The organism is Streptosporangium sp. NPDC049046 (genome assembly GCF_040649155.1).
In the GTDB taxonomy this organism is placed as follows: domain Bacteria; phylum Actinomycetota; class Actinomycetes; order Streptosporangiales; family Streptosporangiaceae; genus Streptosporangium.
This window is the reverse complement of the sequence record NZ_JBEZEZ010000033.1, coordinates 28,697-51,561: the sequence shown is the minus strand read 5'-3', so window position 1 is coordinate 51,561 and position 22,865 is coordinate 28,697. Positions and strand designations below refer to the sequence as shown.

Annotated in this window: 18 protein-coding genes; 13 read left to right on the top strand and 5 right to left on the bottom strand. The window is 70.8% G+C overall.

The window, feature by feature from the left end:
- Positions 1 to 892: 892 nt before the first annotated feature.
- The 3 genes from AB0B96_RS34040 to AB0B96_RS34030 all read left to right on the top strand — a co-directional run bounded on the left by AB0B96_RS34040 (position 893) and on the right by AB0B96_RS34030 (position 2,913).
- On the top strand, positions 893 to 1,405 hold the full coding sequence (locus AB0B96_RS34040; RefSeq protein WP_350945787.1) for a hypothetical protein: 513 nt from the start codon (positions 893 to 895) through the stop codon (positions 1,403 to 1,405).
- A 392-nt stretch (positions 1,406 to 1,797) separates the two neighbouring features.
- On the top strand, positions 1,798 to 2,424 hold the full coding sequence (locus tag AB0B96_RS34035) for an HAD family hydrolase (RefSeq protein ID WP_350945786.1): 627 nt from the start codon (positions 1,798 to 1,800) through the stop codon (positions 2,422 to 2,424).
- A 90-nt stretch (positions 2,425 to 2,514) separates the two neighbouring features.
- On the top strand, positions 2,515 to 2,913 hold the full coding sequence (locus tag AB0B96_RS34030) for a cold-shock protein (RefSeq protein WP_350945785.1): 399 nt from the start codon (positions 2,515 to 2,517) through the stop codon (positions 2,911 to 2,913).
- 28 nt (positions 2,914 to 2,941) lie between these two features.
- Here AB0B96_RS34030 and AB0B96_RS34025 read toward each other — a convergent pair whose 3' ends face one another.
- Positions 2,942 to 4,552, bottom strand: coding sequence for an MFS transporter (locus tag AB0B96_RS34025; protein ID WP_362905429.1), 1,611 nt, complete (start codon positions 4,550 to 4,552; stop codon positions 2,942 to 2,944).
- A gap of 438 nt (positions 4,553 to 4,990) precedes the next feature.
- On the opposite strand from AB0B96_RS34025, the gene AB0B96_RS34020 reads away from it, so the two are divergent.
- Positions 4,991 to 5,806 carry a DUF3027 domain-containing protein gene (locus AB0B96_RS34020; RefSeq protein WP_350945783.1) on the top strand — a complete coding sequence of 272 codons (816 nt, stop codon included), beginning with the start codon at positions 4,991 to 4,993 and terminating at the stop codon, positions 5,804 to 5,806.
- 190 nt (positions 5,807 to 5,996) lie between these two features.
- Complete coding sequence (locus AB0B96_RS34015) at positions 5,997 to 9,284, top strand: hypothetical protein (RefSeq protein ID WP_362905427.1); 3,288 nt, start codon at positions 5,997 to 5,999, stop codon at positions 9,282 to 9,284.
- A gap of 159 nt (positions 9,285 to 9,443) precedes the next feature.
- On the opposite strand, the gene AB0B96_RS34010 is transcribed toward AB0B96_RS34015, so the two are convergent.
- Positions 9,444 to 9,704, bottom strand: coding sequence for a DUF2530 domain-containing protein (locus tag AB0B96_RS34010; RefSeq protein WP_362905425.1), 261 nt, complete (start codon positions 9,702 to 9,704; stop codon positions 9,444 to 9,446).
- A gap of 131 nt (positions 9,705 to 9,835) precedes the next feature.
- Between AB0B96_RS34010 and AB0B96_RS34005 the strand changes: the two genes are divergently transcribed.
- On the top strand, positions 9,836 to 11,305 hold the full coding sequence (locus AB0B96_RS34005) for an NCS2 family permease (protein ID WP_362905423.1): 1,470 nt from the start codon (positions 9,836 to 9,838) through the stop codon (positions 11,303 to 11,305).
- Positions 11,306 to 11,667: 362 nt separating this feature from the next.
- Here the strand turns inward: AB0B96_RS34005 and AB0B96_RS34000 are convergent, their stop codons facing one another.
- A complete protein-coding gene (locus tag AB0B96_RS34000; protein ID WP_362905421.1) occupies positions 11,668 to 12,297 on the bottom strand; it encodes a hypothetical protein in 630 nt (209 codons plus the stop codon).
- A 452-nt stretch (positions 12,298 to 12,749) separates the two neighbouring features.
- Between AB0B96_RS34000 and AB0B96_RS33995 the strand changes: the two genes are divergently transcribed.
- Both AB0B96_RS33995 and AB0B96_RS33990 read left to right on the top strand, forming a co-directional pair.
- Positions 12,750 to 13,205 (top strand): MarR family transcriptional regulator, encoded by a 456-nt coding sequence (locus tag AB0B96_RS33995; RefSeq protein ID WP_350945778.1) that lies wholly within the window; start codon positions 12,750 to 12,752, stop codon positions 13,203 to 13,205.
- A gap of 284 nt (positions 13,206 to 13,489) precedes the next feature.
- Positions 13,490 to 14,824: an MFS transporter gene (locus tag AB0B96_RS33990; protein WP_362905418.1), complete on the top strand. Its 1,335-nt coding sequence runs from the start codon at positions 13,490 to 13,492 to the stop codon at positions 14,822 to 14,824.
- A gap of 219 nt (positions 14,825 to 15,043) precedes the next feature.
- Here the strand turns inward: AB0B96_RS33990 and AB0B96_RS33985 are convergent, their stop codons facing one another.
- Entirely contained in the window at positions 15,044 to 16,012 is a 969-nt protein-coding gene (locus AB0B96_RS33985; protein WP_350945775.1) for an aldo/keto reductase, read from the bottom strand.
- Positions 16,013 to 16,130: 118 nt separating this feature from the next.
- Here AB0B96_RS33985 and AB0B96_RS33980 point away from each other — a divergent pair, with 118 nt between their 5' ends.
- The gene (locus tag AB0B96_RS33980; RefSeq protein WP_362905416.1) at positions 16,131 to 17,393 is read left to right on the top strand and encodes a hypothetical protein; all 1,263 of its coding nucleotides are present in this window, start codon (positions 16,131 to 16,133) and stop codon (positions 17,391 to 17,393) included.
- Positions 17,394 to 17,411: 18 nt separating this feature from the next.
- Here AB0B96_RS33980 and AB0B96_RS33975 read toward each other — a convergent pair whose 3' ends face one another.
- The gene (locus AB0B96_RS33975; protein WP_362905414.1) at positions 17,412 to 17,789 is read right to left on the bottom strand and encodes an STAS domain-containing protein; all 378 of its coding nucleotides are present in this window, start codon (positions 17,787 to 17,789) and stop codon (positions 17,412 to 17,414) included.
- Between the two features lie 425 nt (positions 17,790 to 18,214).
- On the opposite strand from AB0B96_RS33975, the gene AB0B96_RS33970 reads away from it, so the two are divergent.
- The 4 genes from AB0B96_RS33970 (at position 18,215) to AB0B96_RS33955 (ending at position 22,729) form a co-directional block, all read left to right on the top strand.
- Positions 18,215 to 19,240, top strand: a complete 1,026-nt coding sequence (locus AB0B96_RS33970) for an NAD-dependent epimerase/dehydratase family protein (protein WP_350945772.1) — start codon at positions 18,215 to 18,217, stop codon at positions 19,238 to 19,240.
- 156 nt (positions 19,241 to 19,396) lie between these two features.
- Positions 19,397 to 20,587, top strand: coding sequence for an L-2-hydroxyglutarate oxidase (lhgO, locus tag AB0B96_RS33965; protein ID WP_362905411.1), 1,191 nt, complete (start codon positions 19,397 to 19,399; stop codon positions 20,585 to 20,587).
- A gap of 34 nt (positions 20,588 to 20,621) precedes the next feature.
- Complete coding sequence (locus AB0B96_RS33960; RefSeq protein WP_362520582.1) at positions 20,622 to 21,329, top strand: response regulator transcription factor; 708 nt, start codon at positions 20,622 to 20,624, stop codon at positions 21,327 to 21,329.
- Positions 21,329 to 22,729, top strand: a complete 1,401-nt coding sequence (locus tag AB0B96_RS33955; RefSeq protein WP_362905409.1) for an ATP-binding protein — start codon at positions 21,329 to 21,331, stop codon at positions 22,727 to 22,729. Before AB0B96_RS33960 ends, AB0B96_RS33955 begins: the two co-directional genes overlap by 1 nt.
- The last annotated feature ends 136 nt before the right edge of the window (positions 22,730 to 22,865 follow it).

Sequence of the window (22,865 nt, the reverse complement as noted above, 5' to 3'; positions counted from 1 at the left end):
CGTCGGCGGTGTCACCCCCATCCCTTCCGTGGCACTCGTGCCTCTCGCCGCCCCCACCCCCGATGACCCGGCCCCCACCCCGGAGGGTGCGGCGCCCAAGGGTCCCTCGAAAAGGGCCGTTCCCGAGGAGCCTTCGGAGGGGGACGTTCCCCAGAGCTCCGCTTCAACCTCCCCCGAGGGATCCGCTCCCACATCGAAGGAGCCCGTTTCCGGAGATCCCCCCGTCTCCCCGTCTCCCCGCCGACCCGTGCGAGGGCATCCGTACGCCGTGATGGGGGCTCATCCCGATGCCGGTGAACCTCAGTCGGATCGCCCCGTTTCGGAGCGCCGTGAGCTGGATCGCCTCGTGTCGGACCATCCCTCGTCGGATCACCCCGAGCCGGACCGTCTCGCCTCGGACCGTCTCGCTTCGGATTACTCCCAGGCGGACCGTCCCGAATCGGCCGCTCCTGTGTCGGATTACCCGGAGCCGGATCGCCCTGAGTCGGACCGGCCCGCGTCGGATCGCCCCGAGTTGGACCGGCCCACGCGGGGTCGGCCCGAGCCGGATCGGGTCGACGAGTGGGAGGACGCGGTGGAGAACGACCCGCCGACCGAGGAGATCCCAGCCGTGCGGGATCCTTTCCCGCCGTCGGCGGCACGGCGGTCGACACCGGACACGCCACAGGAGTCGGGGGAAGAGCAGGAAGACGGGGAGGTCCAGGGAGAGCAGCGGGAGGGAGAGCGCTCGGAGGCGTCGCGAGGGGAACCGGTACCTCAAGGAGCCCAGGGGCCCCAGGAAGACACGAGGGCTCAGGAAGACACGGGACCTCAGGAAGACACCCGAAAAGAGACGCATGTCCGGGGAGACGCGGAGGGCCGTCCGGAGCTTCCGCCCGGGGTGGCCAGGGGCATGCGGGAGGCCGAGGAGCGGCTGGCCAGGAGGCGGGCGCGCAACCGTCCCGACTGGCTGCGTCGACGGCGTCCGGTCCGTTCCAGGGAGGACGTCGTCCCCGGCACCCAGGACACCCGGACGATCCTGCTGAGCCATCGGCGCGAAACGGCCGGCATGGTCCTGCTCGCCCTGGCCGGCCTGCTGATCCCCTTCCCGTTCGCCCCGATCGCGATCTTCACGATCCCGGTGCTGGTCTGGGCCGTCGCGGCTCTCGTCGTGGTCGCCTGCGAGAACTGGCACACCTCCGACAAGGCGCTGGGACTGGCCGCTCCGCTCGTGAGCTACACCTTCGGCGGTGCCCTGGTCGCCCTCGTACGGGCCAGGAACGACCTCGGCACGGTGGTGGACGAGTTCTTCACCATCAGCGGGCTCATGTTCATGCTGGGTACGGCCTGGGCCGTCTTCTGGCTCGCCTACCGCCTGCTCAATCCTCCGATGCCGGTGGGAAGGGGAGCCCGCCGACCCGGGTGACGCCATCGGAGTCCTCACGGCTTCCGGCCTCGCACGGGGTGGTCACGGCCTCCGCTCTCGCGGGGTGACCGTCCGGTGGCGCGTCGGCCGCCGGGTCTGTCGGCGGATGGTCCGGACCATCCGCCGGGGCGGCGGGCCGAGGGTGAGGCACATCAGGGAGGTGGAGAAGCGGTCGCGCTCCACGCGGTCCCGAGGGCTCGCCCACGGTCTCCGCGAACACCGGAGAACCGATGGGGAGGCGTCGGCGCGTCTTCCGGATAGGCGAATCTTTTCGTGAAGGCTTCCGCGGTGGGATGCGTCACGGACAACGCTCTGGATTAGCAATGTTTGGGGGGATTTGGCATTCTTTGAGGGATTCTCCGTGAATCTCTTCGCGGAGCGGACAAGGAGCGGTGAGTGACCTGGTGAACTCTGTGGGATTCGACCTCGATCTGACGCTCGCCGACACGCGTGCGGGCATCGCCGCCGTTTACGAGGAGGTGGCGCTGCGTACCGGCATCTTTATCGACACCGTCACCGTGCTGGGCAGACTGGGGCCGCCGCTGGAGTGGGAACTGGCCAACTGGATGCCCGTCGAGGAGGTTCCCGCCGCCGCCGACGTCTACCGGGAGCTGTATCCGTCGATCGCCGTCCCGGTCACCACCCTCATGCCCGGCGCGCGCGAGGCCGTCGAGGCCGTACGGCGGGTGGGAGGCAGGGTCGCCGTGGTCACGGGCAAGAACGCCCGCGACGCGGCGAGGACGGTCGAGTTCCTCGGGCTGGAGGTGGACGAGGTCGCCGGATCGGTTTTCGGGGCGGCCAAGGGTCCGGCCCTCGCGGCTTTCGGCGCCGCCGCATATGTTGGGGATCATGTCGCGGACATCGACGCGGCACGAGCGGGGGGAGTCGTCAGCGTGGCGGTGGCGACAGGTGTCTATCCGGCGGGAGAACTGCGTGATCACGGAGCCGATGTGATCTTGGGTGACCTGACCGAGTTCGTCGAATGGTTCGACGACTGGCGAACCCCCGTTCTCGTGTAATTCGGGTCTCAATACGCGGTCGCTCCCGGCGCCTGCGGGGCATAACCTACATCCATTCCTTTTCACGACAGTCTGAACGAGGTCACCCCTGTGCCGAGTGGCAAGGTCAAGTGGTACGACGCCGACAAGGGATTCGGCTTCCTCACCCGCGACGACGGCGGTGAGGTCTTCGTGCATTCTTCCGCGCTGCCGTCCGGCGTGGATTCCCTCAAGCCCGGACAGAAGGTCGAATTCGGTGTGGCCGAGGGGCGCCGCGGCCAGCAGGCGCTCTCGGTCCGAGTGATCGATCAGCCGCCCACACTCGCCAAGACCGCCAAGCCCAAGGGCAAGCGCAAGAAGCCCGACGAGATGGTCGTCATCGTGGAGGATCTGATCAAGCTCCTGGACACGGTCTCCATGTCGTACCAGAGGGGCAAGCAGCCGGAGGCCGCGCACGCGAAGAAGATCGCCGCCGTGCTCCGAGCCGTCGCCGACGACCTCGACGACTGATCCGAACCCGCCGGAAGACCCTCGCGGCTCAGCCGTGCGGGTTGGTGAGCGGTCTGGTCCGCTTCTCCGTCGGTGGATCCCCGTGGTGTACGACCGCGGTGGTCGTCCCGGCGGGCCGCGACCCGACCCGCTCCTCCGGCGTGCCGTCAGATGAGGGCCGCTCTCCGTTCGCCGTGGGGTGCGGCCCTGACGGGGAGTGGCGCGGACCTCTCGCGGCCTCGACCCTGGCGTCCACCTCCTTGACCCGTCCTCGGCGGCGTACCAGCAGCCAGCCGAGCGAACCCGCCAGCACCACGGACATCACGGCCAGTCCCGCCGTCCCGCTCGCGAACAGCGAGAGCCAGAGCCCGACCAGGCCGCCCAGCACCCACGCGATCTGGAGGAAGGCCTCCACCACCCCGAACGTGGACGAGCGCACCTCCTCGCCGATCTCCCGTTGCACGATCGCGTCCAGCGCGAGCTTGCCCAGGCCCTGGGCGAACGCGGCCGCGAGCGCGACCGCCACCGCGCTCCACAACTGGAAGACGACGGCCGCCAGTATCGTGATCGCGGTCGTCAGGGCGAGCGTTCCGAGCACGATGACCTGCGGGGAGTGGTTGCGCACCCACGAGGCCACGGCCGTGCCCGCCAGCCCGCCGATCCCGGCGGCCGCTCCCAGCACGCCGATGGCGACCACCGGCGGCAGGCCGGGCAGGTTCTTGTCCTGGACGAGGAACAGCAGGTAGAAGAGCAGAAACCCGGAGTAGAGGCGGATGGCGACGTTGGCGTGCATCGCCTCGGTCACCACGGGACCCACGTTCAGCATCGTGCGCCAGCGGGGTGGCCGCTCCTCGCCCTCGTCGTCCAGTTCGTCCAGATCGGGGGAGTCGATGTGGCGCGGGAGCCGTACGGCGAGCACGCCCTGGAACAGGAAGAGCACCGTCGCCCCGCGCAGCACCCACTCGGCGCCCAGCCAGGCGCTGGCGCCCGCGCCGATCGGCACCGCGACGCCCGCCGCGACCAGTGCGAACAGGGCGACCCTCGCGTTCGCCGTGACGAGTGCGATGTCGGCGGGCAGCACGCTCGGCATGATCGCCGCGCGGGAGACGTTGTACGCCTTCGACAGGACCAGCACGGCGAGCGCCGCGGGGAAGATCGTGAACACGTCGCCGGGGACGATCGCCGCCGCCATCGCGAAGCAGAGCAGCCCGCGGCCGAAGAGGGTCCCGGCCATCACGAAACGCCGCCCGGAGCGGAACCGGTCGAGGACCGGGCCGACGAACGGCGCGACCACCACGAACGGGATCATCGTGATCAGCAGGTAGAGGGCGACCTGGCCGCGTGCCTCGTTCACCGGGAGCTTGAAGAGCGTCCCGGCCAGGGCCGCGGTGACCAGGGCGTCGCCCACGCTGTGCGCGGCGGTCAACTCGATCAGCTGGCCCAGCCCGGTACGGCCCGCGCCCTGCGCGTGGGTCAGCCGCCGCGCGGCCCTGCCCGCCCGCTGGGTGCCGCTGACCGCCCCCCTGCCCGCCTTCGCCGTCACCCGGCCGGTGCCGCGGCCCGCGCGCGCGGCGGTCCTGCCCGCGGCGGAGGCGGCCTCGCCGACCCACCGGGAGGCATCGCCCACCGTCTTCCGCGCCCGTTCCCACCCAGCTGCCACGTATCCAGTCATACCCGAAGGGCGGGTGAGTTGTCCGGTGCGCCTGGTCACTCCCCTGGCGATCGAAGCCACCGCCTCGGCCGGGGCGCTCTCAGGGGGTGGCTGGTCACTCCGGGGGATCGGGCTCCACCGGCCTGGCCGGGTTCTCTTCCGGGGTGCGTCAGGTCACTCCAGGGATGATCGGAGAGGATCCGCGGGCCTGTCTGCTCGTGGGGATCCGGGGTGCGTCAGATCGCTCCTGGGGCGATCGGAGTCCGCCACCTCGCCCGGGTTCGCCATGACGGCCGGTCTCCGGGGCGCCGGATCACTTCCCGGGTGATTAGATGTCCACGGTGCCGTTCGCTCCGGGCATGGGCGAGAATGAACTGTGAGCGCAGTGAGCGAGCCAGCCGGTAGGGACGGCAGCCGTCGTGCTGCGAGGCTGACGGGAGGCGACTCATGAGTCGGACTCGATCCCGCGCCGTGGTCCTTGACCAGGCGTGCGTCGCGGCCGTCGACCTGGCCAGAGCCGCGGTCGAGGAGAATGTCAGGCCCGGAGAGGTGGGCGAGCACCTCGGGGTCGAGGGTGAGGGCGACCGCGTCGTCACCCATTACTTCGCCTGTCTCGACCGCGCCTACCGGGGCTGGCGCTGGGCCGTCACGGTCGCCCGCGCCTCGCGGGCGCGCAACGTGACGGTGAGCGAGGTCGTGCTCCTGCCCGGCTCGGGGGCCCTGATGCCGCCGCAGTGGGTGCCGTGGAGCGAGAGGCTGCGTCCCGGCGATCTCGGCGTGGGCGACCTGCTGCCCACCTCCGACGACGACGACAGGCTCGCGCCCGGTTTCACCGAGACCGACGACGACTCCGACCATCAGATGATCTTCGAGTACGGTCTCGGCCGGGCCAGGGTGCTCTCCCCGATCGGCCGCGACCGCGCCGTGCGGCGCTGGCACTCCGGCGAGTCGGGACCGCACACCCCGCTCGCGCACGCCGCGCCCGCCCAGTGCTCCACCTGCGGCTTCTACTGGCCGCTCGCGGGCGCGCTGCGCACCGGCTTCGGGGTCTGCGCGAACGAGTACGCTCCCGACGACGGGCGGGTCGTCGCCGCCGACCACGGTTGCGGCGCCCACTCCGAGGCCGCCGTGCTGCCGCACCAGGTCGAGCCGACCTCGCCGATCCTCGACGACCTCTCCTACGACACCGCCGAGCACGTCTCGGAACCAGACCTGGCCGGATCGGTGGACGACACCGCCTCCGAGCCGCTCGGTCACTCCTGACCCGGCGTCGCCGGGCCGCTCCCAACCCGGGGCACCACCGGGTCCATCCCGCCCCGCCGCCCGCCCCCGCGGCACACCCGGCCGTCGCGGCCGGGAGCCGCTTCCGTGGCGTCCTGGCCGTACTGGTCGTCCTGGCCGTCGCGGCCGGGGCACCTGGTCGCGCGGGGCTTCGACCTTTGGAAGCATCGCCTTGACTGACATCTTCGGCACCGAACGACTGCGTTCCGCCGTCCTGGCCGCCTGGACGGCCTCGCCCGCCCGTTTCCGTGAGGACGCCAACGCGGAGGAGGACTTCGCACTCGGCGGCTACCGCGACCGGCTGATCGTCGAGCTCGCCCAGAACGCCGCGGACGCCGCGCTCCGCGCAGGGGTGCCCGGACGGCTCCGCCTCTCGCTGCGCGAGGGCGTGCTGTCGGCCGCCAACGTCGGCGCCCCCGTCGACAGATCCGGGATCGAGGGGCTGTCCACGCTGCGTGTCTCCGCCAAGCGCGACGACGCCCACGCCGCCGGCCGGTTCGGCGTCGGGTTCGCGGCCGTGGTGTCGGTCTGTGACGAGCCGGTGATCGGCTCGCTCGGCTCCGGGGTCGTCCGCTGGTCCCGTGACCAGACCGCCGCCCTGGTGGCCGCGGAGCCCGAGCTGGCCAAGGAGCTCGCCGAGCGCGGCGGGCACGTACCGCTGCTGCGTCTCCCCTTCCCCGCGGGCCCGGTGGAGATCCCCGCGGGGTTCGACACGCTCGTGCGGCTGCCGCTTCGTGACGAGGCGGCCGAGGAGGCCGTACGGGCGATGCTGCGGGAGACCAGCCCCGCCCTGCTGCTCGGCCTGCCCGCCCTGGAGTCGATCGAGATCGACGTGGACGGCGAGACGCGGACCGTCACCTCCGAGGGCTGGAAGGTCGTCTCGGACTCCGGGCGGTTCACTCCCGAGCAGGTGGCCGAGCTCTTCGCCGACCGCCCGACGGAGGAGCGCTCCCGGCCGCACTGGCTGGTCCGCTGGGCGGTGCCCGTCACCGCTCCCGTGCCCGCCACCGGGTCCGAGGCCGCCGGGACCGGTTCTGTCGAGGGCGGCTCTGTCAGGTCCGGGTCTTCCGGGTCCTCCGGGTTCGTCGGAGCGGGCGGGGAGCCTCGGCCGCTGCCCGCGCTGGTACCGCCCGTGGTGCACGCGCCCACGCCGAGCGACGAGCCGCTGGATCTGCCCGCGTTGCTGATCGCCTCGTTCCCGATGGCCACCGACCGGCGGCATGTCGCGCCGGGCCCGCTCACCGACTTCCTGGTCGAGCGTGCCGCCGACACCTACCTGGAACTGCTCGCCGGGCTGCCTCGCACTCCCCGGCTCCTCGACCTCGTCCCGGGCATGATGGGCAAGGGTGAGCTGGACGCCCGCATCCGCCGGGCGATCCTGCGCAGGCTCCCCGACGCCCCGCTGCTTCCCGCGCTCTCGCCGCCCGCCGACCCGGCCTCGTCGGGCAGGCCGGGCGGTTCCGGTGCCTCGCTCCTGCTCCCCGACCCCGCCGACGCCGGTCCCCTCGACGCCGGAGCCGGTCTCCACGCGGCAGGGGTCGGCTCCGGCGCGGCGGGCGACGCCTCCCCGGACGCGCTCTCCGCCGGTGCGGAGCCGGTCGTCTCCGGGCGGCAGGCGTCCGTCGTCGCGGCCCCGGCCGAGCTGCTGGAGAGGGTCGCCCCCATGATCCCCGGACTGCTGCCCGCGGGATGGCCGTCCCGGCATCCGGCGATCACCGCACTCGGCGTGAACCGGGTGCAGCTCTCCGACATCGTGGACATGCTCTCCGGCGACGCCGTCAAGGACAGGGACCCGGCCTGGTGGCGGTCGCTGTACGAGGTGCTGCCCGCCGACGACCCCGAGGCCCTCGGCGCGCTGCCGGTGCCGCTGGCCGACGGCCGCCTGGTCAGGGGGCCGCGCGGCACGCTGCTGCTCACCGACGGTTCCAGGCTGGACCCGGCGGTCCTCGCACCGCTCGGATTGCGTGTCGTGCACCCGGACGCGGCCCATCCCCTCCTGCTCAGGCTCGGCGCGGGCGAGGCCACGCCCCGTACCGTCCTGGAGGATCCGCTGACCCGCTCCGCCGTCTCGGAGTCGCTGGACAGCCCCGACTCCGAACCGGTGGCCAAGGCGGTGCTCGCGCTGGTCGACGCCGCCGGGCTGACCGCGGGCGACGCCCCCTGGCTGTCCGAGCTGGCGCTGCGCGGCGCCGACGGCGAGCTGTACCCGGCGGGCGAGCTGCTCCTCGCCGACGGGGCGCTCGCCGGGCTGCTCGACCGCGAGACGCACTTTGGCACGGCCGCGCCGGAGCTGGTGGAGCGGTACGGCCCCCGGGTGCTCGCGGCGGCGGGGGTGCTCGACGGCTTCGCCGTGGTCAACGACTCCGACGTCATGATCGATCCCGACGAGTGCGACCACGACCTGGACCGCGAGGACGAGTGGCTGGAGGTCGTCCTCGACCTGCTGCCCGAGACGGCCGTGCCGCCGGTCGCGAGGGAGTTCTCCGCCGTACGCGACCTGGAGTACGTCGCCGACTGGCCCGCCGCCCTCGCCCTGCTGTCGCGCCCGCCGCTCCGTTCGGTCCTGCACCCGCTGCGGGTCCTGGTGGCGGGGGAGGTCGTGGAGGTGCCCTCCTACACCGCCTGGTGGCTCTCCACGCACCCGGTACTCGCCGGCAGGCGCCCCACGGAGTTGCGGCTCCCCGCGGGCGACCCGCTGCTGTTCGGCCTGTACGGGGACGCCCCCGCCGTCGTCGACGAGGCCGCGCTGGCGATGATCGGGGTCCGGAGTACGCTGGCCGACCTGCTCGCCTCCCACGGTGGTCCCGACGAGCTGCTCGACCTGCTGGGCGACCCCTCCGTGGAGGTCGATCGCGCCCAGCTCCGCTCCCTGTGGGTGGCGCTCGCCGGCGTCGACCCCGCCCGTGTCGGGCCCCCGCGCGCCGTACGCGCCGTCCTCGGTGACGCGATCGTCGCCGTCGACGCCGAGGACGGCCGCGTGCTGTCCGTCGGCGCCGACTCCGAGGGCGACGCGGAGGCGGCGGGTGAGCCGGTCGTGGTCGAGGCGCCGGACCTGCTGCCGCTCGTCGCGGGCCGGCCGCTGATCCTGGCCCCGTTCGACCTGGCCGAGGCGCTGTCGGAGCTGCTCGACCTGCCGCTCGCCGGTGAGGAGGCCGCGGGTGAGGTGACGTCCTCCGGCGAGAAGCGCGACGTCCCGCCCGCCGTACGGTCGCTGCTGCCGACCGCGCCCAGCGGCTACGTGGAGCACGAGAGGCTGCTGGTGGACGGTGTCCCGGCGGCCTGGAGGTTCTTCGAGGGCACGGTGCACGCCTCGGGTGTGGAGGGGCTGGCGCGCGGGCTCGCCTGGGCGTCCGGCCAGTGGGGCGACCGGCTCGCGGTGGCGGCGCTGCTGCGCGACCCGGCGGCGGTGCCGCTGCTGCTCGCCGAGGCCGACCTGGACAGCTGGACCGCCTCGACCTAGACGATCACCTGGGCGCTCGGGGGACGCCGACGGCGCCGCGAGGCGGAACCGTGGGCGAGATGATCCCTGGGCGCGCTCGGGGGCGTCCCACGGTGAAGTACGGCGACGACGGGGTGGGGAAACCACGGGCGGGCGGACCCCCGGGCGCGGCCCGGGGGTTTACGTGATCGTGGTGGTCGGCTCGATCGGCCCTTCGGCCTCGGGCGGCGGGCGGCGGTTGCGGCGGCGCACGTACCAGAGGCCGAAAAGGCCGCCGCAGATGCCCGAGACACAGGTCCAGATCCACCAGCGGTGCTCGAGGCCCGGCTGCGCGACGAAAAGGACGACCAGGGCGACGGCCCACAGGCCGGTACCCGTGAGGATCGTGAGCGTGTCGTTGGTCTTCAACGGCTGCAGATCCGGAGGTCGTGGCTGGTTCACGCGCTCCAGACTAGGTGACGACCTCTCACTATTCGCAAAACGGGTCACGTGAAGGCGCGAATCCATCTCGAAACCATCACCATCGACGGCCGGGCCTTCCGAGAAGGAAAGCTCGCTGTCACTCTGCGCGAGTGAGCGATGTTAAAAATCCTGAATTAAGTAAAGTTGACCGCTTCTTCTTCATCTCCGACCGTGGCTCGTCCGTGGGCAGGGAGGTGCGCGGTGGGTTCGCCACGTTCTTCACGATGGCCTACATCGTCGTGCTCAACCCCTTGATCATCGCCACCGTCCCGGACGTCGAAGGCCAGTTCATCGGAGACGGGAGCGCGCCCAACGTCCCGCTCGTCGCGGCGGGCACCGCCCTGGTGGCCGGACTGCTCAGCATCCTGATGGGGATCGTCGGCAGGGTCCCCTTCGCGATGGCCGCGGGCCTCGGCCTGAACGCCTTCGTCACCTACGGCATCGCCTCGCAGATGTCCTGGGAGTCGGCGATGGGCCTGGTGTTCCTGGAGGGCGTGATCATCGGGCTCCTGGTGCTGACCGGGTTCCGTACCGCGGTGTTCAACGCCATCCCGCCCCAGCTGAAGACGGCGATCAGCGTCGGCATCGGCCTGTTCATCGCGCTGATCGGTTTCGTGGACGCCGGCTTCGTCCGCCGCGTGGCCGCCGGGCCGCCGCTGGAACTCGGCATCGGGGGCTCGCTGACCAGCTGGCCGATCCTGGTCTTCGTGGTCGGCCTGCTGCTGATCGTGCTGCTGGTGGCGCGTCAGACCAAGGGCGCCATCCTGATCGGCATCATCGCCACCACCGTCCTCGCGGTGATCGTCGAGGCCGTCACCAACGTCGGGGCCTCGGTGACGCCCGGCCAGCAGCCGAACCCCGCGGGCTGGCAGCTTGTCGTCCCCCAGCTGCCCGAGCAGATCTTCGGCTTCAACAACCCGCTGGTGCTCTTCAGGGAGTTCGACCCGCTCGGCGCCTTCGGCTCGGTCTCGGTCGTCCTCGCCCTGCTGCTCATCTTCACCCTCCTCATCACCGACTTCTTCGACACCATGGGCACGATCGTGGGCGTCGGCGGGCAGGCCGGGCTGATCAAGGAGGACGGCACCCTGCCCAGGACCCGCGAGATTCTCCTCGTCGACTCGATCGGCGCGGCGGCCGGAGGCGCGGCCTCCGTCTCCTCCAACACCACCTACATCGAGTCGGCCGCGGGTGTCGGCGAGGGCGCACGCACCGGCCTCGCCAGCGTCGTCACCGGCGTGCTGTTCCTGCTGGCCATCTTCGTCTCGCCGCTCGTCGCCGTGGTCCCCTACGAGGCCGCGGCTCCCGCCCTGGTCGTGGTCGGCTTCCTGATGATGACCGCCATCCGCGAGATCGACTTCACCGACTACGAGATCTCGATCCCGGCGTTCCTCACCATCGTCCTGATGCCGTTCACGTACTCGATCGCGAACGGCATCGGCGCGGGCTTCGTCACCTTCGTGCTGATCAAGGCCATCAAGGGCAAGGCCGGCGAGGTCCACCCGTTGATGTGGACGGTCGCGGGGCTGTTCGTCGTCTACTTCGCACTCGGCCCGATCAAGACCATGCTCGGCCTCGGCTGAGCGACGCGCGGAAGGCCGTCACGATGATCCAAGAAGGTGGTCATCGCGACGGCCTTCCGCGTTCTCGTACGCCGTGGCGAGCCGAGAGCGGCTACCGGCGCACCAGAGTGGCGTCCGCGGCCCAAGACCTGCGGTTTCCCGTCCCAGATCATGTCGACGGGACGGTAGGGCCGCTGCTACCTGATTTGGATGCTCGCGAGCATCCAAATCAGGTAGCAGCGGCGTATGGGTCGTCCGCCTCGCCTTGCCCGTGAGCGCGTCCCGTACGCCGTGCCGAACTCCTGAGAACGAGGTACGGCCGTCACGGTGGGCCTTGGAAGGCGATCACCGTGACGGCCGTACGTGCTCCCGTGCGGTTGTGCTCAGCGTCCCCGGGGGCCGGCGGGGATCAGGCCCGCGCGGTACGCCTTGAGGACGGCGTCGGATTCGGCCTGGGTGAGCGTGCCGGCGGTGACGGCCTCCTTCAGTCGTTCGGCGAAGGCCGTCTCGGCTTCGGCGCGGTGTTGCTGGTCGAGCGTCTCCAGCGCCGCGACGACCTTGTCCGCGCTGATCCCGAGCTTGCCGGCCAGGGCCTCGGCCAGTCGTTCCCGAGGGGCGGCCTTCTTCGGCTCATCCTGCGGGACGTTCGGCTCGTCCTGCGGGGCGGCCTTCTCCGCCTCGTCCTGCTCGGGGGCCTTGGGAGGCCGGCCGGGACCGCCTTCCTTTCTGATCTCCTCCAGGGCCGTGGTGACCTTGTCCTTGTCGGCCCCGAGGATCTCGGCGAGCTTGGCGGCCATCTCCTCGTGGTGGCCGGGACCATGGAGACCACCGTGACCGCCGCGCGGGCCGTGCGGGCCGCGCGGGCCGTCGGTGGCGGTGCCGGGGGTCTCCGAGGAGGAGGACGACGGCGCGGGGGTGGGGCTGGTCGCCCAGGCCGCCACGGGGACGGTCAGTCCGGCGGCGAGAGCGGTGCCGGCGCCGGCGATTATGATCATGCGTTTGGTGCGGTTCATGTAACTCCTTGTCCGATGAAGGGCATGGCACTTACCGGACCGATGGTCGGCTGAGCATCTGAGACCTCCCTCATCCCGAACTGAGAATTCCATGAGATCCGGCGCCGCGTGAGGACGAGAAGCCGGGTGGCACCCCGCCGCCCTTCCGCCGGCGTTTCGGGATGTGCGACGGCGGCTTCGAGGGGCGAGGCGGGCGGTGAGATCCTGGTGTGAGAGGTCGCTCCTTCGAGAGACCTCGGCTTCCGCAGGGGGAGTACGGCCGGACCCGCCGGCGTTTCCACTGGGTGTCGAGCTCTCCCCGGGGTTCCCGGCGAGGAACCCCGGGTGCTCCGGGCGGGTTGGCGATCTCCCGTCCGTCTGGCACGCTGTACGGCCCCGCGCCAAGAAGAAAACCCCTCTGGAGGGAATCACGTGCATCCGTATATAGTTAGCAAAGGTAATGACTTACGCTAATGAACCACCCCAGGAAGGACCACGTCGCGAGCCTGCGCAGCGACGCCGGTCTCGCTTCGGCTCTGCGCGTGTCGCTGGCACGACTGAACAGACGCCTGCGCAGGCAGGCCGCGGTGCACTCGTTGACGCCCACCCAGCTCGCGACGCTCGCCGCCGTAGAACGGCATTCCGCGATAACCCCCGGCGAATTGGCCGAGTTGGAGAAGGTGCAGCCGCCCTCGATGACACGCGTGATCGCCGTGCTGGCCGAGCGGGAGTTGGTGTCACGCACACCGCACCCGACCGATCGGCGCCAGGTGACCGTGAGCGTGACAGAGCAGGGCTCAACGCTGCTGAGGGAGGAGCGGCGCCTCAAGGAGGCGTGGCTGACACAGCGGCTGAAGGAGCTGACACCCGAGGAGAGGGCGACGCTCCGGCAGGCGGCTCCGATACTGGAGAAGCTCAGCCGGATCTAGCCGAACCCGAAGAACCGGAAGAACCGGAAGAACCCGAGCAACTCGGGGTTCCACACGACGCCCGGGTTTCACATGACGCCGGGATCCCACACGGCGCCGAGGTCTCTGCCGCGCCTGGGGGCGAGGCGGGAACGCGGTCGCAGGGGTCACAGGGGGAGCGGGACGACGCGCCGGGCCGGGAGTCCGGCGCGAGTCCGGCCGGAGAGTCGAGCGGGGAAACCGGCGCGAATCCGGCGGGTGAGCCGGGCGGGGGCCCACGCAAGAAGATCGGGCTGAGGGCGAGGATGAGGCGGCGGCGGGCCGCGCGGGCCGCCGCCGCGAGCGAGTTGCAGGCCACGGAGAGCGGGACGGCCCAGCCCGTGCCCGAGACGCGGGGCGGGATGTTCCGCTCCCTGCGCGTCTACAACTACCGGCTGTTCGCGGCCGGAGGCGTGGTCTCCAACGTCGGCTCGTGGATGCAGCGCACCGCGCAGGACCTGCTCGTGCTCGACCTGACCAACGGCAGCGCCTTCGCGCTGGGCGTGACCGTCATGCTGCAGTTCCTGCCGTTGCTGCTCTTCGGCCTGTGGGGCGGCATGCTCGCCGACCGCTACTCCAAGCGGCTGCTGCTGATCGTCGCCCAGTCGTTCATGGGCCTGCTGGCGCTCACCATGGGCGTGCTCGTCGTGACCGGCTCGGCCCAGGTCTGGCAGGTGTTCGCGATGGCGTTCCTGCTCGGCCTCATCGCCTGCGTCGAGGTGCCGACCCGGCAGTCGTTCGTCGTGGAGATGGTCGGCCGCAAGGACCTGTCCAACGCGATCGCGCTGAACGCGTCGAGCTTCAACCTGGCCCGCGTGGTCGGCCCGGCCGTCGCGGGTGTCCTGATCTACGCGTTCGGCGGCACCGGCCCGATCTTCCTGATCAACGCCCTGTCCTTCGCGGGCGTGCTCGCCGGTCTGCTGCTCATGCGCACCTCCGAGCTGACCACCCCAGAGCCGGTGCCGAGGGCGAAGGGGCAGCTCCGCGAGGGCCTGCGGTACGTGATGGCGCGGCCCGAGCTGCTCATGCCGATACTGCTGGTCGCCTTCGTCTCGCTGTTCACGCAGTCGTTCTCGATGTCGATCGCGCTCATGGCGCGTGAGGTCTTCGGGGCGGGCGCGGCCTCGTTCGGGCTCGCCTCCAGCATGTTCGCGGTCGGTGCTCTCGCGGGTGCGCTCATGGCGGCACGGCGGGTACGACCCAGCCGGAGACTGCTGGTCGGCGGCGCGGTCGCGTTCGGCCTGTTCCAGATCGCGAGTGGCCTGGCCCCGTGGTACCCGCTGTACCTGATCTCCCTCGTGCCCGCGGGCATCGCGTTGATCTCGGTGAACACCGCGGCCAACGCCAGCGTGCAGCTCGCCACCTCGCCGGAGATGCGCGGACGGGTGATGGGGATCTACGTGCTCGTGTTCACCGGCGGAGCCCCGATCGGCGCGCCGCTGCTCGGCTGGATCTCCGAGCTGGGCGGCCCGCGCGCGGGGGTCATGGTGGGCGGTGCGCTCACCCTGATCGGTTGCGGTGTGGCCATAATGCTGACGAGGGTGATCGGCAGGAGGTCGCGTGCGGCCGTTCGTGGAATCCCCGCCGCCACCGGTGCGTGACGAGCCCGTTCTCGCCGTCGAACGCGAGGGCCGGACCCGCTGCGGGGCCGGGGACCGCCACGAGACGGTCGAGGAACGGCGCCCGGGGGCGCGCGCACCCCGTGGGCAGAGCTAGGCTCCAGGGCGTGGATCGTCCCCGTCGCTGGCTGCTGCCCACGGTGCTCGCACTGCTCGTGCTCCTCGTGGTGATCGGCGCCCTGGTGTCCTAGCCTCCCGGCGCTACCAGGCGTAGTGCTCGGGCGCCGTCTTGAAGCCGGGGAAGATCTCGTCCAGGCGGGCGAGGGCCTTCTCGTCTAGAACGATCTCCAGCGCCCTGGTGGTGCCGTCGAGCTGGTCGAGTGTGCGCGGCCCGATGATCGGCGCGGTGACGACCTTCTGGTGGAGCAGCCACGCCAGGCCGACGTTCGCCGGGTCCTCGCCCAGCTCGTCGCAGAACTCCTCGTAGCGCTCGATCTTGTCGCGGTGCTTGTCCAGCTGCTTGGTGATCTGCTCCGAGGCCGAACGTCCCTTGTCGATCTTCCGCAGGATGCCGCCGAGCAGGCCGCCCGCGAGCGGGCTCCACGGGATCAGGCCCACCCCGTAGTCCTCGGACGCCGGGATCACCTCAAGCTCGGGCTCACGGACGATCAGGTTGTAGTGGGACTGCTCGGAGACCAGGCCGAGGCTGTTGCGGCGCCGCGCGCTCTCCTGGGCCTTGGTGATGTGCCAGCCCGCGAAGTTGGACGACCCCACGTACAGGATCTTGCCCTGCTGCTTGAGGATGTCCATCGCCTCCCAGAACTCGTCGAACGAGGTGTTCCGGTCGACGTGGTGCGCCTGGTAGAGGTCGATGTAGTCGGTCTGCATCCGCTTCAGCGAGGCGTCGGCGGCGCGGCGGATGTTGAGCGCGGACAGCTGGCCCTCGTTGGGCCAGTCGCCCATCGAGCCGTAGAGCTTCGTGGCGATCACCGTCTTCTCGCGGCGCCCGCCACCCTTCGCGAACCAGCGGCCGATGATCTGCTCGGTGACGCCCTCGCCCTTCTTCCAGCCGTAGACGTTGGCCGTGTCGAAAAAGTTGATCCCCAGCTCGTGGGCGTGGTCCATGATCGCGAAGGAGTCGTCCTCCGTGGTCAGGGGGCCGAAGTTCATCGTGCCCAGGCAGAGGCGGCTGACCTTCAGGCCGGTACGGCCAAGCTGCGTATAGTCCATGTGTCCACCCTAGGTACCTGGAGTGCACTCCAGGCGAGTGGATTGCGTGAGAAATCGGCGCCGGTCGGACCCGCCACGTCTGTGCCGCCCGTACGCACGGCCGGGGCATGATGGCTGAATGCTGAGTAAGCGGGGGGAAGTCGTGGTTCGCGTGTTCGCGGTGGCCTGCCTGACCGTGGCCACGGTCCTCGCGGGCCAGGGCGCGCGGGCCGGCGACGGTGAGGGCGTTCGGGATGACGCGGGACACGGCGTACGGGCGGACACGGGGGACGGCGTACGGGCGGACACGGGGGACGGCGTACGGGCGGACACGGGGGACGGCGTACGGGCGGATGCGCGGGAGGCCGAGGGCGTGGAGGGCGCGCGGGCCGGCGACGAACGGGAGGCGGGGGCGGACGACGGGGCGCGGATCCTCTTCCGTTTCAAGGACAGCCGGATCACCGAGTCGAGCGGGCTGGCGGTCTCGCCGACCGGCAAGGACATCTACTACACCCACAACGACAGCTCCGCGGGCCCGGTGTTCTACGCGGTCGGCCCCGACGGGCGGACCCGCGCGACCTTCACCCTGCGAGGGGCGGAGTCCCGCGACTGGGAGGGCATGGCGGCGTCCACCGACCCGCGGACCGGTCAGGGGGTGCTCTGGTTCGCCGATATCGGCGACAACCTGGAAGGGGCATGGCCTGATATTTCCGTATACAAGGTGGCGGAACCCGCCGTGATGAGGGACGCCGTCGTCCCCGCGGTGCGCTACCGGTTCCGGTACGAGGACGGCGGGCGCAACGCCGAGGGAATCATGGTGCACCCCCACACCGGCCGCCTCTACATCGTGACCAAGCAGTTCGCCGGTGCCGTCTACCAGGCACCGAAGCGGTTGCGCACCGACAGGGTCAACATCCTCCGCAAGGTCGGGCCCGCGCCCATCATGGCCACCGACGCCGCCTACGCACCCGACGGATCGAGCTTCGTGATCCGCACCTACTTCTCGGCCACGGTCTACCGCGCCCCGGGAGAGCAGATCGCCCGGGTGACGATGCCGGAGTTGCAACAGGCCGAGTCGATCACCTACACCCGCGACGGCAGATACCTGCTGACCGGTAGCGAGGGAAGCCGCAGCCCGGTCTACCGGGTGCCGCTGCCCGCGGCGGCCCTCGGCGCCTCCGAACCCGCCTCCGCCCTACGCCAGGCGGCCCCCACACCGACCTCCGACACCCCCGGCGAGCCGGTGCCCACCCCGGTCGCCGGGGCGAGGACCGGTGAGGACACGAAAACAGCGGGTGACGGCGCGGAGGCCGGGGTGCCGGTCCTGGCCGTGCTCCTCTGGCTGGTCATCGCGACGGGCGCGATCGGCACCATCACCCTGATCGCCCGCAAGACCCGCTGAGGGACCTCGGAGGCTCACTCAGCCGGGGGACTGGGTGTCGCGGCGGGCGGCACGGTCGAGGGCGGTCGTCACATCGGGATCGACGGGAAACCAGGTGGAGAGGTCGGTCATCCGCAGGAGGCGGCTGAGGACGTCCGAGATTCCGGCGAGACGCAGCCACCCGCCCGCCTCCGAGGCCACCCGCGCACCGCTCAGGAGCACCCGCAGCCCGGTGGAGTCGCAGAAGGTGATGCCTTCCGCGTCGATGACGATCCGCGGTCGGTGGTCGGCGACCAGTCGTTCGATCGTCTCCCTGAGCAACTCGCTGGAGTTGTGGTCGATGTCACCCACGACCGTGATCACGGCGCAGTCCGCGTGTTCTTGGCGATCGACGTCGATGGAGAGTTCTCTGCTCATCGCCTCGTATCTCCACCCGGTGACGCGGTCGGTTCTGGCCGCCATCCGGCCTGATCAAGGTATACCCCTCCGTGCCACCGGGGTGGGCGACGGTCGGGAGACATGTGCGTAACGGCTGTGGGAACCCGCCGGCCGCCCTTCCCCCCAGGAGCCGGTCCGGGGATCTCGCGCCGGCCTCGGAAATCGGTGGGCTCGTGGTCTCGTGCCGCCCCCGGGAGGCGGCACGAGATGTGATCTCACGGCTCGGAGGTGGTGCGGGTCGTGATCTCGTGGCGAAAATGAATGACCGCATAACGATTTATTGCCCCGACATATTCGCGTATTCCTTGACCGGCCTGGGCTTGTTTCCCGCATTGGCAATGACGGTTAAGAACCAGGCCGGTTATCCCTTCTCCTGCGGTGATGGTTGCCGATAACTTTCAGGCATGCGCGTTTTGGTGACCGGAGCGTCAGGTTTCGTCGGCTCGCATGCGGTCGCCGCGCTCCTCGCCGACGGGCATGAACCGCTTCTTCTCATACGCGATCCCCGGAAAACACGCGAGGTGCTCGCCGCCGTCGGGGTGACGGAGGAGGTCCCCCTGCACACGGCCGATATCCGCGACGCGGCGGCCGTGCGGGACGGGCTCGAACGGTGCGACGCGGTCATTCACGCCGCCGCGGAAATCGGGATCATCGGCCAGGCCGGAGATCTGGGCGGTACGAATGTGACCGGGGCGAAGAACGTCCTTGGACAGGCCGTGGAACTCGGTCTCGACCCGATCGTGCATATTTCCACCATTGGCGTCTTCGTGCCCCCGGCCGGGCCGGTCATCACGACCGAGAGCCCGCTCTCCACGCCGAGGAACGAGTACGGCAGGAGCAAGATCTCCGCCGAACGCTACGCGAGGAGGCTCCAGGACCAGGGGATGCCGATCACGATCGTCTACCCGGCCGGGGTCGTGGGGCCGTACCAGCCCTCGCTGGACGCGATGGTGGAGGGCCTGCGCGCCGGGCTGGAACAGGGCTGGCCGATCACCGCGGGCGGCGCCAACATCGTCGACGTACGGGATCTGGCCGTCGTGCTCGCCCGCTGCCTCGAACCGGGGCGGGGGCCGCGCCGGTTCATGCTGGGCGGGCACTACCTCACCTGGGCGCAGCTCGCCGACGTCTGCGACGAGGTGACGGGGAACCGCTGCAGGAGGTTCCGTATCCACCGCTCGGTGCTGCGCGGCGCGGCGGCCGTGGGTGACGTGATGAAGCTGATCAAGGAGATCGACTACCCGCTGACCAGGGACGCCGTCGAGATGATGGTCACGATGGTCCGCACGTACGACACCCCGACCCTGGAGGCGCTCGGCGTGAGCCTGCGGCCGGTCCAGGAGACCGTCGCCGACTCGCTGCGCTGGCTGGCCCAGGAAGGACATCTCACCGTCGACAAGGTCGGGAGGCTGGCGGGTAGTGTCACGCGATGACGCGTCTTTCGTCCCAACGGACGCGATCACCCAGATCACCCAGATCGCTCGGGCTGCCCAGATCACTCAGACCACCTCGGATCACCGCATGAGCGCTCCACAGGGGGCCCCGAGGGAAATCCGTGGGGACCCGTAAGGAGAAGGGAGGAACCGGCGATGAAGGTCGGGATCGTCGGTGCGGGAATCGTCGGGCTGGCCGTGGCCAGGGAGACGGCGCTGACCCACGGGGCCACCGTGACCGTCCTCGACAAGGAGGACCGCGTCGGGGCCCACCAGACCGGGCACAACAGCGGAGTCGTCCACGCCGGGATCTACTACCGCCCCGGCTCGCTCAAGGCCAGGCTCTGCAGGGAGGGCGTCGCGCTGCTTCGGCAGTACTGCGCCGAGCACCGCATCCCGTACGACGAGGTCGGCAAGCTCGTCGTCGCCTCCACCGGCTCCGAGCGCCCCGAACTGCGGAGCATCGCCGAGCGGGCCCGCGCGAACGGGGTTCCCGGCATCGCCGAGCTCGACGCGCTCGCCCTGCGCGAGATCGAGCCGCACGCCGTCGGCGTGGGCGCCGTGCACTCCCCGCACACCGCGATCGCCGACTTCCCCGCCGTCGCCCGGCGCCTCGCCCTGGACGTGGAGGAGAGCGGCGGCTCGGTGCTGCTCTCCCATCCGGTGCGTGCCGTACGGGAGACCGCGAGCGGGGTGAGCGTCCTGGCGGGGGAGCGGACGCTCGACTTCGACCGGGTGATCGTCTGCGCCGGGCTCGGCACCGACACCGTCGCGCGGATGGCCGGGGTCCCCGGCGACGTGCGGATCGTCCCCTTCCGCGGCGAGTACTACGCGCTGGCCGGGGAGGCGAAAGACCTGGTCCGCGGGCTCATCTATCCGGTTCCCGACCCCCGGTACCCGTTCCTCGGCGTGCACCTGACCCGCAGGATCGACGGCGAGGTGCTGGTCGGCCCCAACGCGGTCATGGCGCTGGCGCTGGAAGGCTACTCCTGGCGAAACGTCGACCTCGCCGACCTGGGCCGGACCCTCGCCTGGCGGGGCACCCGGCGGCTGGCGGCGAGGCACTGGAGGACCGGGGTGCGGGAGGTGGCCGGTTCGATGGGTAAAGGATCGTTCCTGAGGGCCGCGCGCCGTTACGTCCCGGCCCTCACCGCCGCCGACCTGGTGAGGACCTCGGGAGGCGTCCGCGCACAGGCTGTGGACAGACAGGGCGGCATGCTGGACGACTTCGCGATCGACGTACACGGCCGCGTCGCCCTCGTGCGCAACGCCCCCTCACCGGCGGCCACATCGAGTTTGGCGATAGCCAGGCATATTGTGGGGTTAGCCTCTGTCTTGACCAGTTAACTGCTTTCTCATGTGGGCCGGTGAAAATAGACCAGTGACCGACTCACCCGAGGCACGTCTGCTGATCGTCGAGGACGAGCCCAACATTCTCGAACTCCTGGCCGCGAGCCTGCGGTTCGCCGGGTTCGGCGTCAACACGGCGGGTAACGGCACGGAGGCCGTCGCCGCCGTCCAGCGGCACCGGCCCGACCTCATCGTCCTCGACGTGATGCTCCCCGACATGGACGGCTTCGACGTCGTACGGCGCCTGCGCGGCGGCGGCAGCGACACCCCCGTGGTCTTCCTCACCGCGCGTGACGCCACCGAGGACAAGATCCGAGGGTTGACCATGGGCGGGGACGACTACGTGACCAAGCCGTTCAGCCTGGAGGAGGTCGTGGCCCGCATCCGGGCCGTGCTGCGCCGTACCAACTCCGGCGAGCTCAGCCCCAGGCCGCCCCGGCTCACCTTCGCCGACATCGAACTCGACGAGGAGAGCCACGAGGTGTGGCGCAAGGGCCAGGCGGTGGCGCTGTCGCCGACGGAGTTCAAGCTGCTGCGCTACTTCATGGCGAACGCGGGACGGGTGCTGTCCAAGGTCCAGATCCTCGACCACGTATGGGACTACGACTTCAGGGGCGACGTCGGGATCGTGGAGTCCTATGTCTCCGTGCTCCGCCGCAAGATCGACAATGTCGACCCGAGGCTGATCCACACCCTGCGCGGTGTCGGATACGTGCTGCGCCTGCCACCGGCTCCGTGATGCTCAACGCGACCCCGCTGCGGGTGAAGCTGATCGGCGTCATCCTGCTCCTGCTCACGGTCGCGCTCGCCCTCATCGGCGTCGGCAGCGTCTCGATCATGCGCGGCTACCTGATCGACCGCGTCGACAGCCAGATCGACATCACCACCGACTCCGCGCTGCGCCGCATGAACAACCGGGGCATCATCGCGCTGGGGGGCAAGTTGATGCCCTCCGACGCCAGGCTGGAGCTCCGCGACAAGAACAACAGGACCCTCGTCCTGCTCAGCGGCATCGACGTGGAGGGCAAGCCGGGGCCGGACATCTCCCACGGCCGGGTCGGCGAGCTCTTCGAGAACGGTGACTGGCGGGTCCGGGTGACCTCGTTGGACACCGGTGAGAGCCTCATCGTGGCCGTGGACATGAGCGAGGTACGGCAGATCGTCGGCCAGCTCGCGCTGGTGGAACTGCTCGGCGGAGGCGGCCTGGTGCTGATGCTCGCCGGAGCCGGTGTAGTGATCATCCGCAGGAGCCTGCGCCCGCTGGAGGAGATCGAGCGCACCGCCGAGGCGATCGCCGCCGGAGACCTGGGCCGCCGCGTCCCCGACGCCGACCCGCGCACCGAGGTGGGCCGCCTCGGCCGGTCGCTGAACGGCATGCTCGCCCAGATCGAGGCGGCCTTCCGTGCCCGTTCCGAGTCGGAGTCCTCGGCCCGCAGTTCGGAGGAGCGCATGCGCCGGTTCGTCGCGGACGCCTCGCACGAACTCCGCACGCCGCTCACCTCCATCAGGGGCTTCGCCGAGTTCTACCGGCAGGCGCCCGGCATCGACGCCGCGCCGCTGATGCGCAGGGTCGAGTCCGAGGCGGTCAGGATGGGCCTGCTCGTCGACGACCTGCTCATGCTGGCCAGGCTCGACCAGCAGCGGCCGATGGTCATGCGCCCGGTCGACCTGCTCGCCATCGCCGCCGACGCCGTCCACGACGCCCGCATCCTCGCCCCGGAGCGCGATGTCACGCTCTCTGTGGACGGTTCCGCGCTCATCGTCTCCGGCGACGAGGTACGGCTCCGCCAGGTCGTGGGCAACCTCATGACCAACGCGCTCACCCACACCCCCGAGGGCACCCCCGTACGGGTGCTCCTCTCCAGCGACGGCTCCAGCGACGGCGACATGGCCGTCATCGAGGTCGCGGACGAGGGGCCGGGCCTCACCACCGAGCAGCGCGAGCGCGTCTTCGAACGGTTCTACCGCGCCGACTCCGCCCGGGGGCGGCGCGCTCCCGAGGACGGCGGGAGCGGTCTCGGCCTCGCCATCGTGGCCGCGATGGTCGAGGCCCACGGCGGCCGCGTCGCCGTGGAGTCCGACCCGGGCAAGGGGGCGACGTTCCGGGTGGTCCTCCCCCTCGCCTCGGAATCCGACTGATCTCCCTCCGGTACGACGCCGTCGGCTCCCGGCCCGGCCTCATGGGTGGTCGGCGTCCTGCCCGGACCCGGTTCGCGGGTGTCCCCTGTGGAGGGGATCGGTCGAGGGGATCGGTGTCCTGCCGGGTTGCGGCTCG

Excerpts from the sequence above, each read along its gene's own strand:
- AB0B96_RS34040 (WP_350945787.1), top strand. The coding sequence starts at position 893 with ATGCGGGAGGCCGAGGAGCGGCTGGCCAGGAGGCGGGCGCGCAACCGT.
- AB0B96_RS34020 (WP_350945783.1), top strand. The coding sequence starts at position 4,991 with ATGAGTCGGACTCGATCCCGCGCCGTGGTCCTTGACCAGGCGTGCGTC.
- AB0B96_RS34000 (WP_362905421.1), bottom strand. The coding sequence starts at position 12,297 with ATGAACCGCACCAAACGCATGATCATAATCGCCGGCGCCGGCACCGCT.
- AB0B96_RS33995 (WP_350945778.1), top strand. The coding sequence starts at position 12,750 with ATGAACCACCCCAGGAAGGACCACGTCGCGAGCCTGCGCAGCGACGCC.
- AB0B96_RS33990 (WP_362905418.1), top strand. The coding sequence starts at position 13,490 with ATGAGGCGGCGGCGGGCCGCGCGGGCCGCCGCCGCGAGCGAGTTGCAG.
- AB0B96_RS33985 (WP_350945775.1), bottom strand. The coding sequence starts at position 16,012 with ATGGACTATACGCAGCTTGGCCGTACCGGCCTGAAGGTCAGCCGCCTC.
- AB0B96_RS33980 (WP_362905416.1), top strand. The coding sequence starts at position 16,131 with ATGCTGAGTAAGCGGGGGGAAGTCGTGGTTCGCGTGTTCGCGGTGGCC.
- AB0B96_RS33975 (WP_362905414.1), bottom strand. The coding sequence starts at position 17,789 with ATGAGCAGAGAACTCTCCATCGACGTCGATCGCCAAGAACACGCGGAC.
- AB0B96_RS33970 (WP_350945772.1), top strand. The coding sequence starts at position 18,215 with ATGCGCGTTTTGGTGACCGGAGCGTCAGGTTTCGTCGGCTCGCATGCG.
- lhgO (WP_362905411.1), top strand. The coding sequence starts at position 19,397 with ATGAAGGTCGGGATCGTCGGTGCGGGAATCGTCGGGCTGGCCGTGGCC.
- AB0B96_RS33955 (WP_362905409.1), top strand. The coding sequence starts at position 21,329 with ATGCTCAACGCGACCCCGCTGCGGGTGAAGCTGATCGGCGTCATCCTG.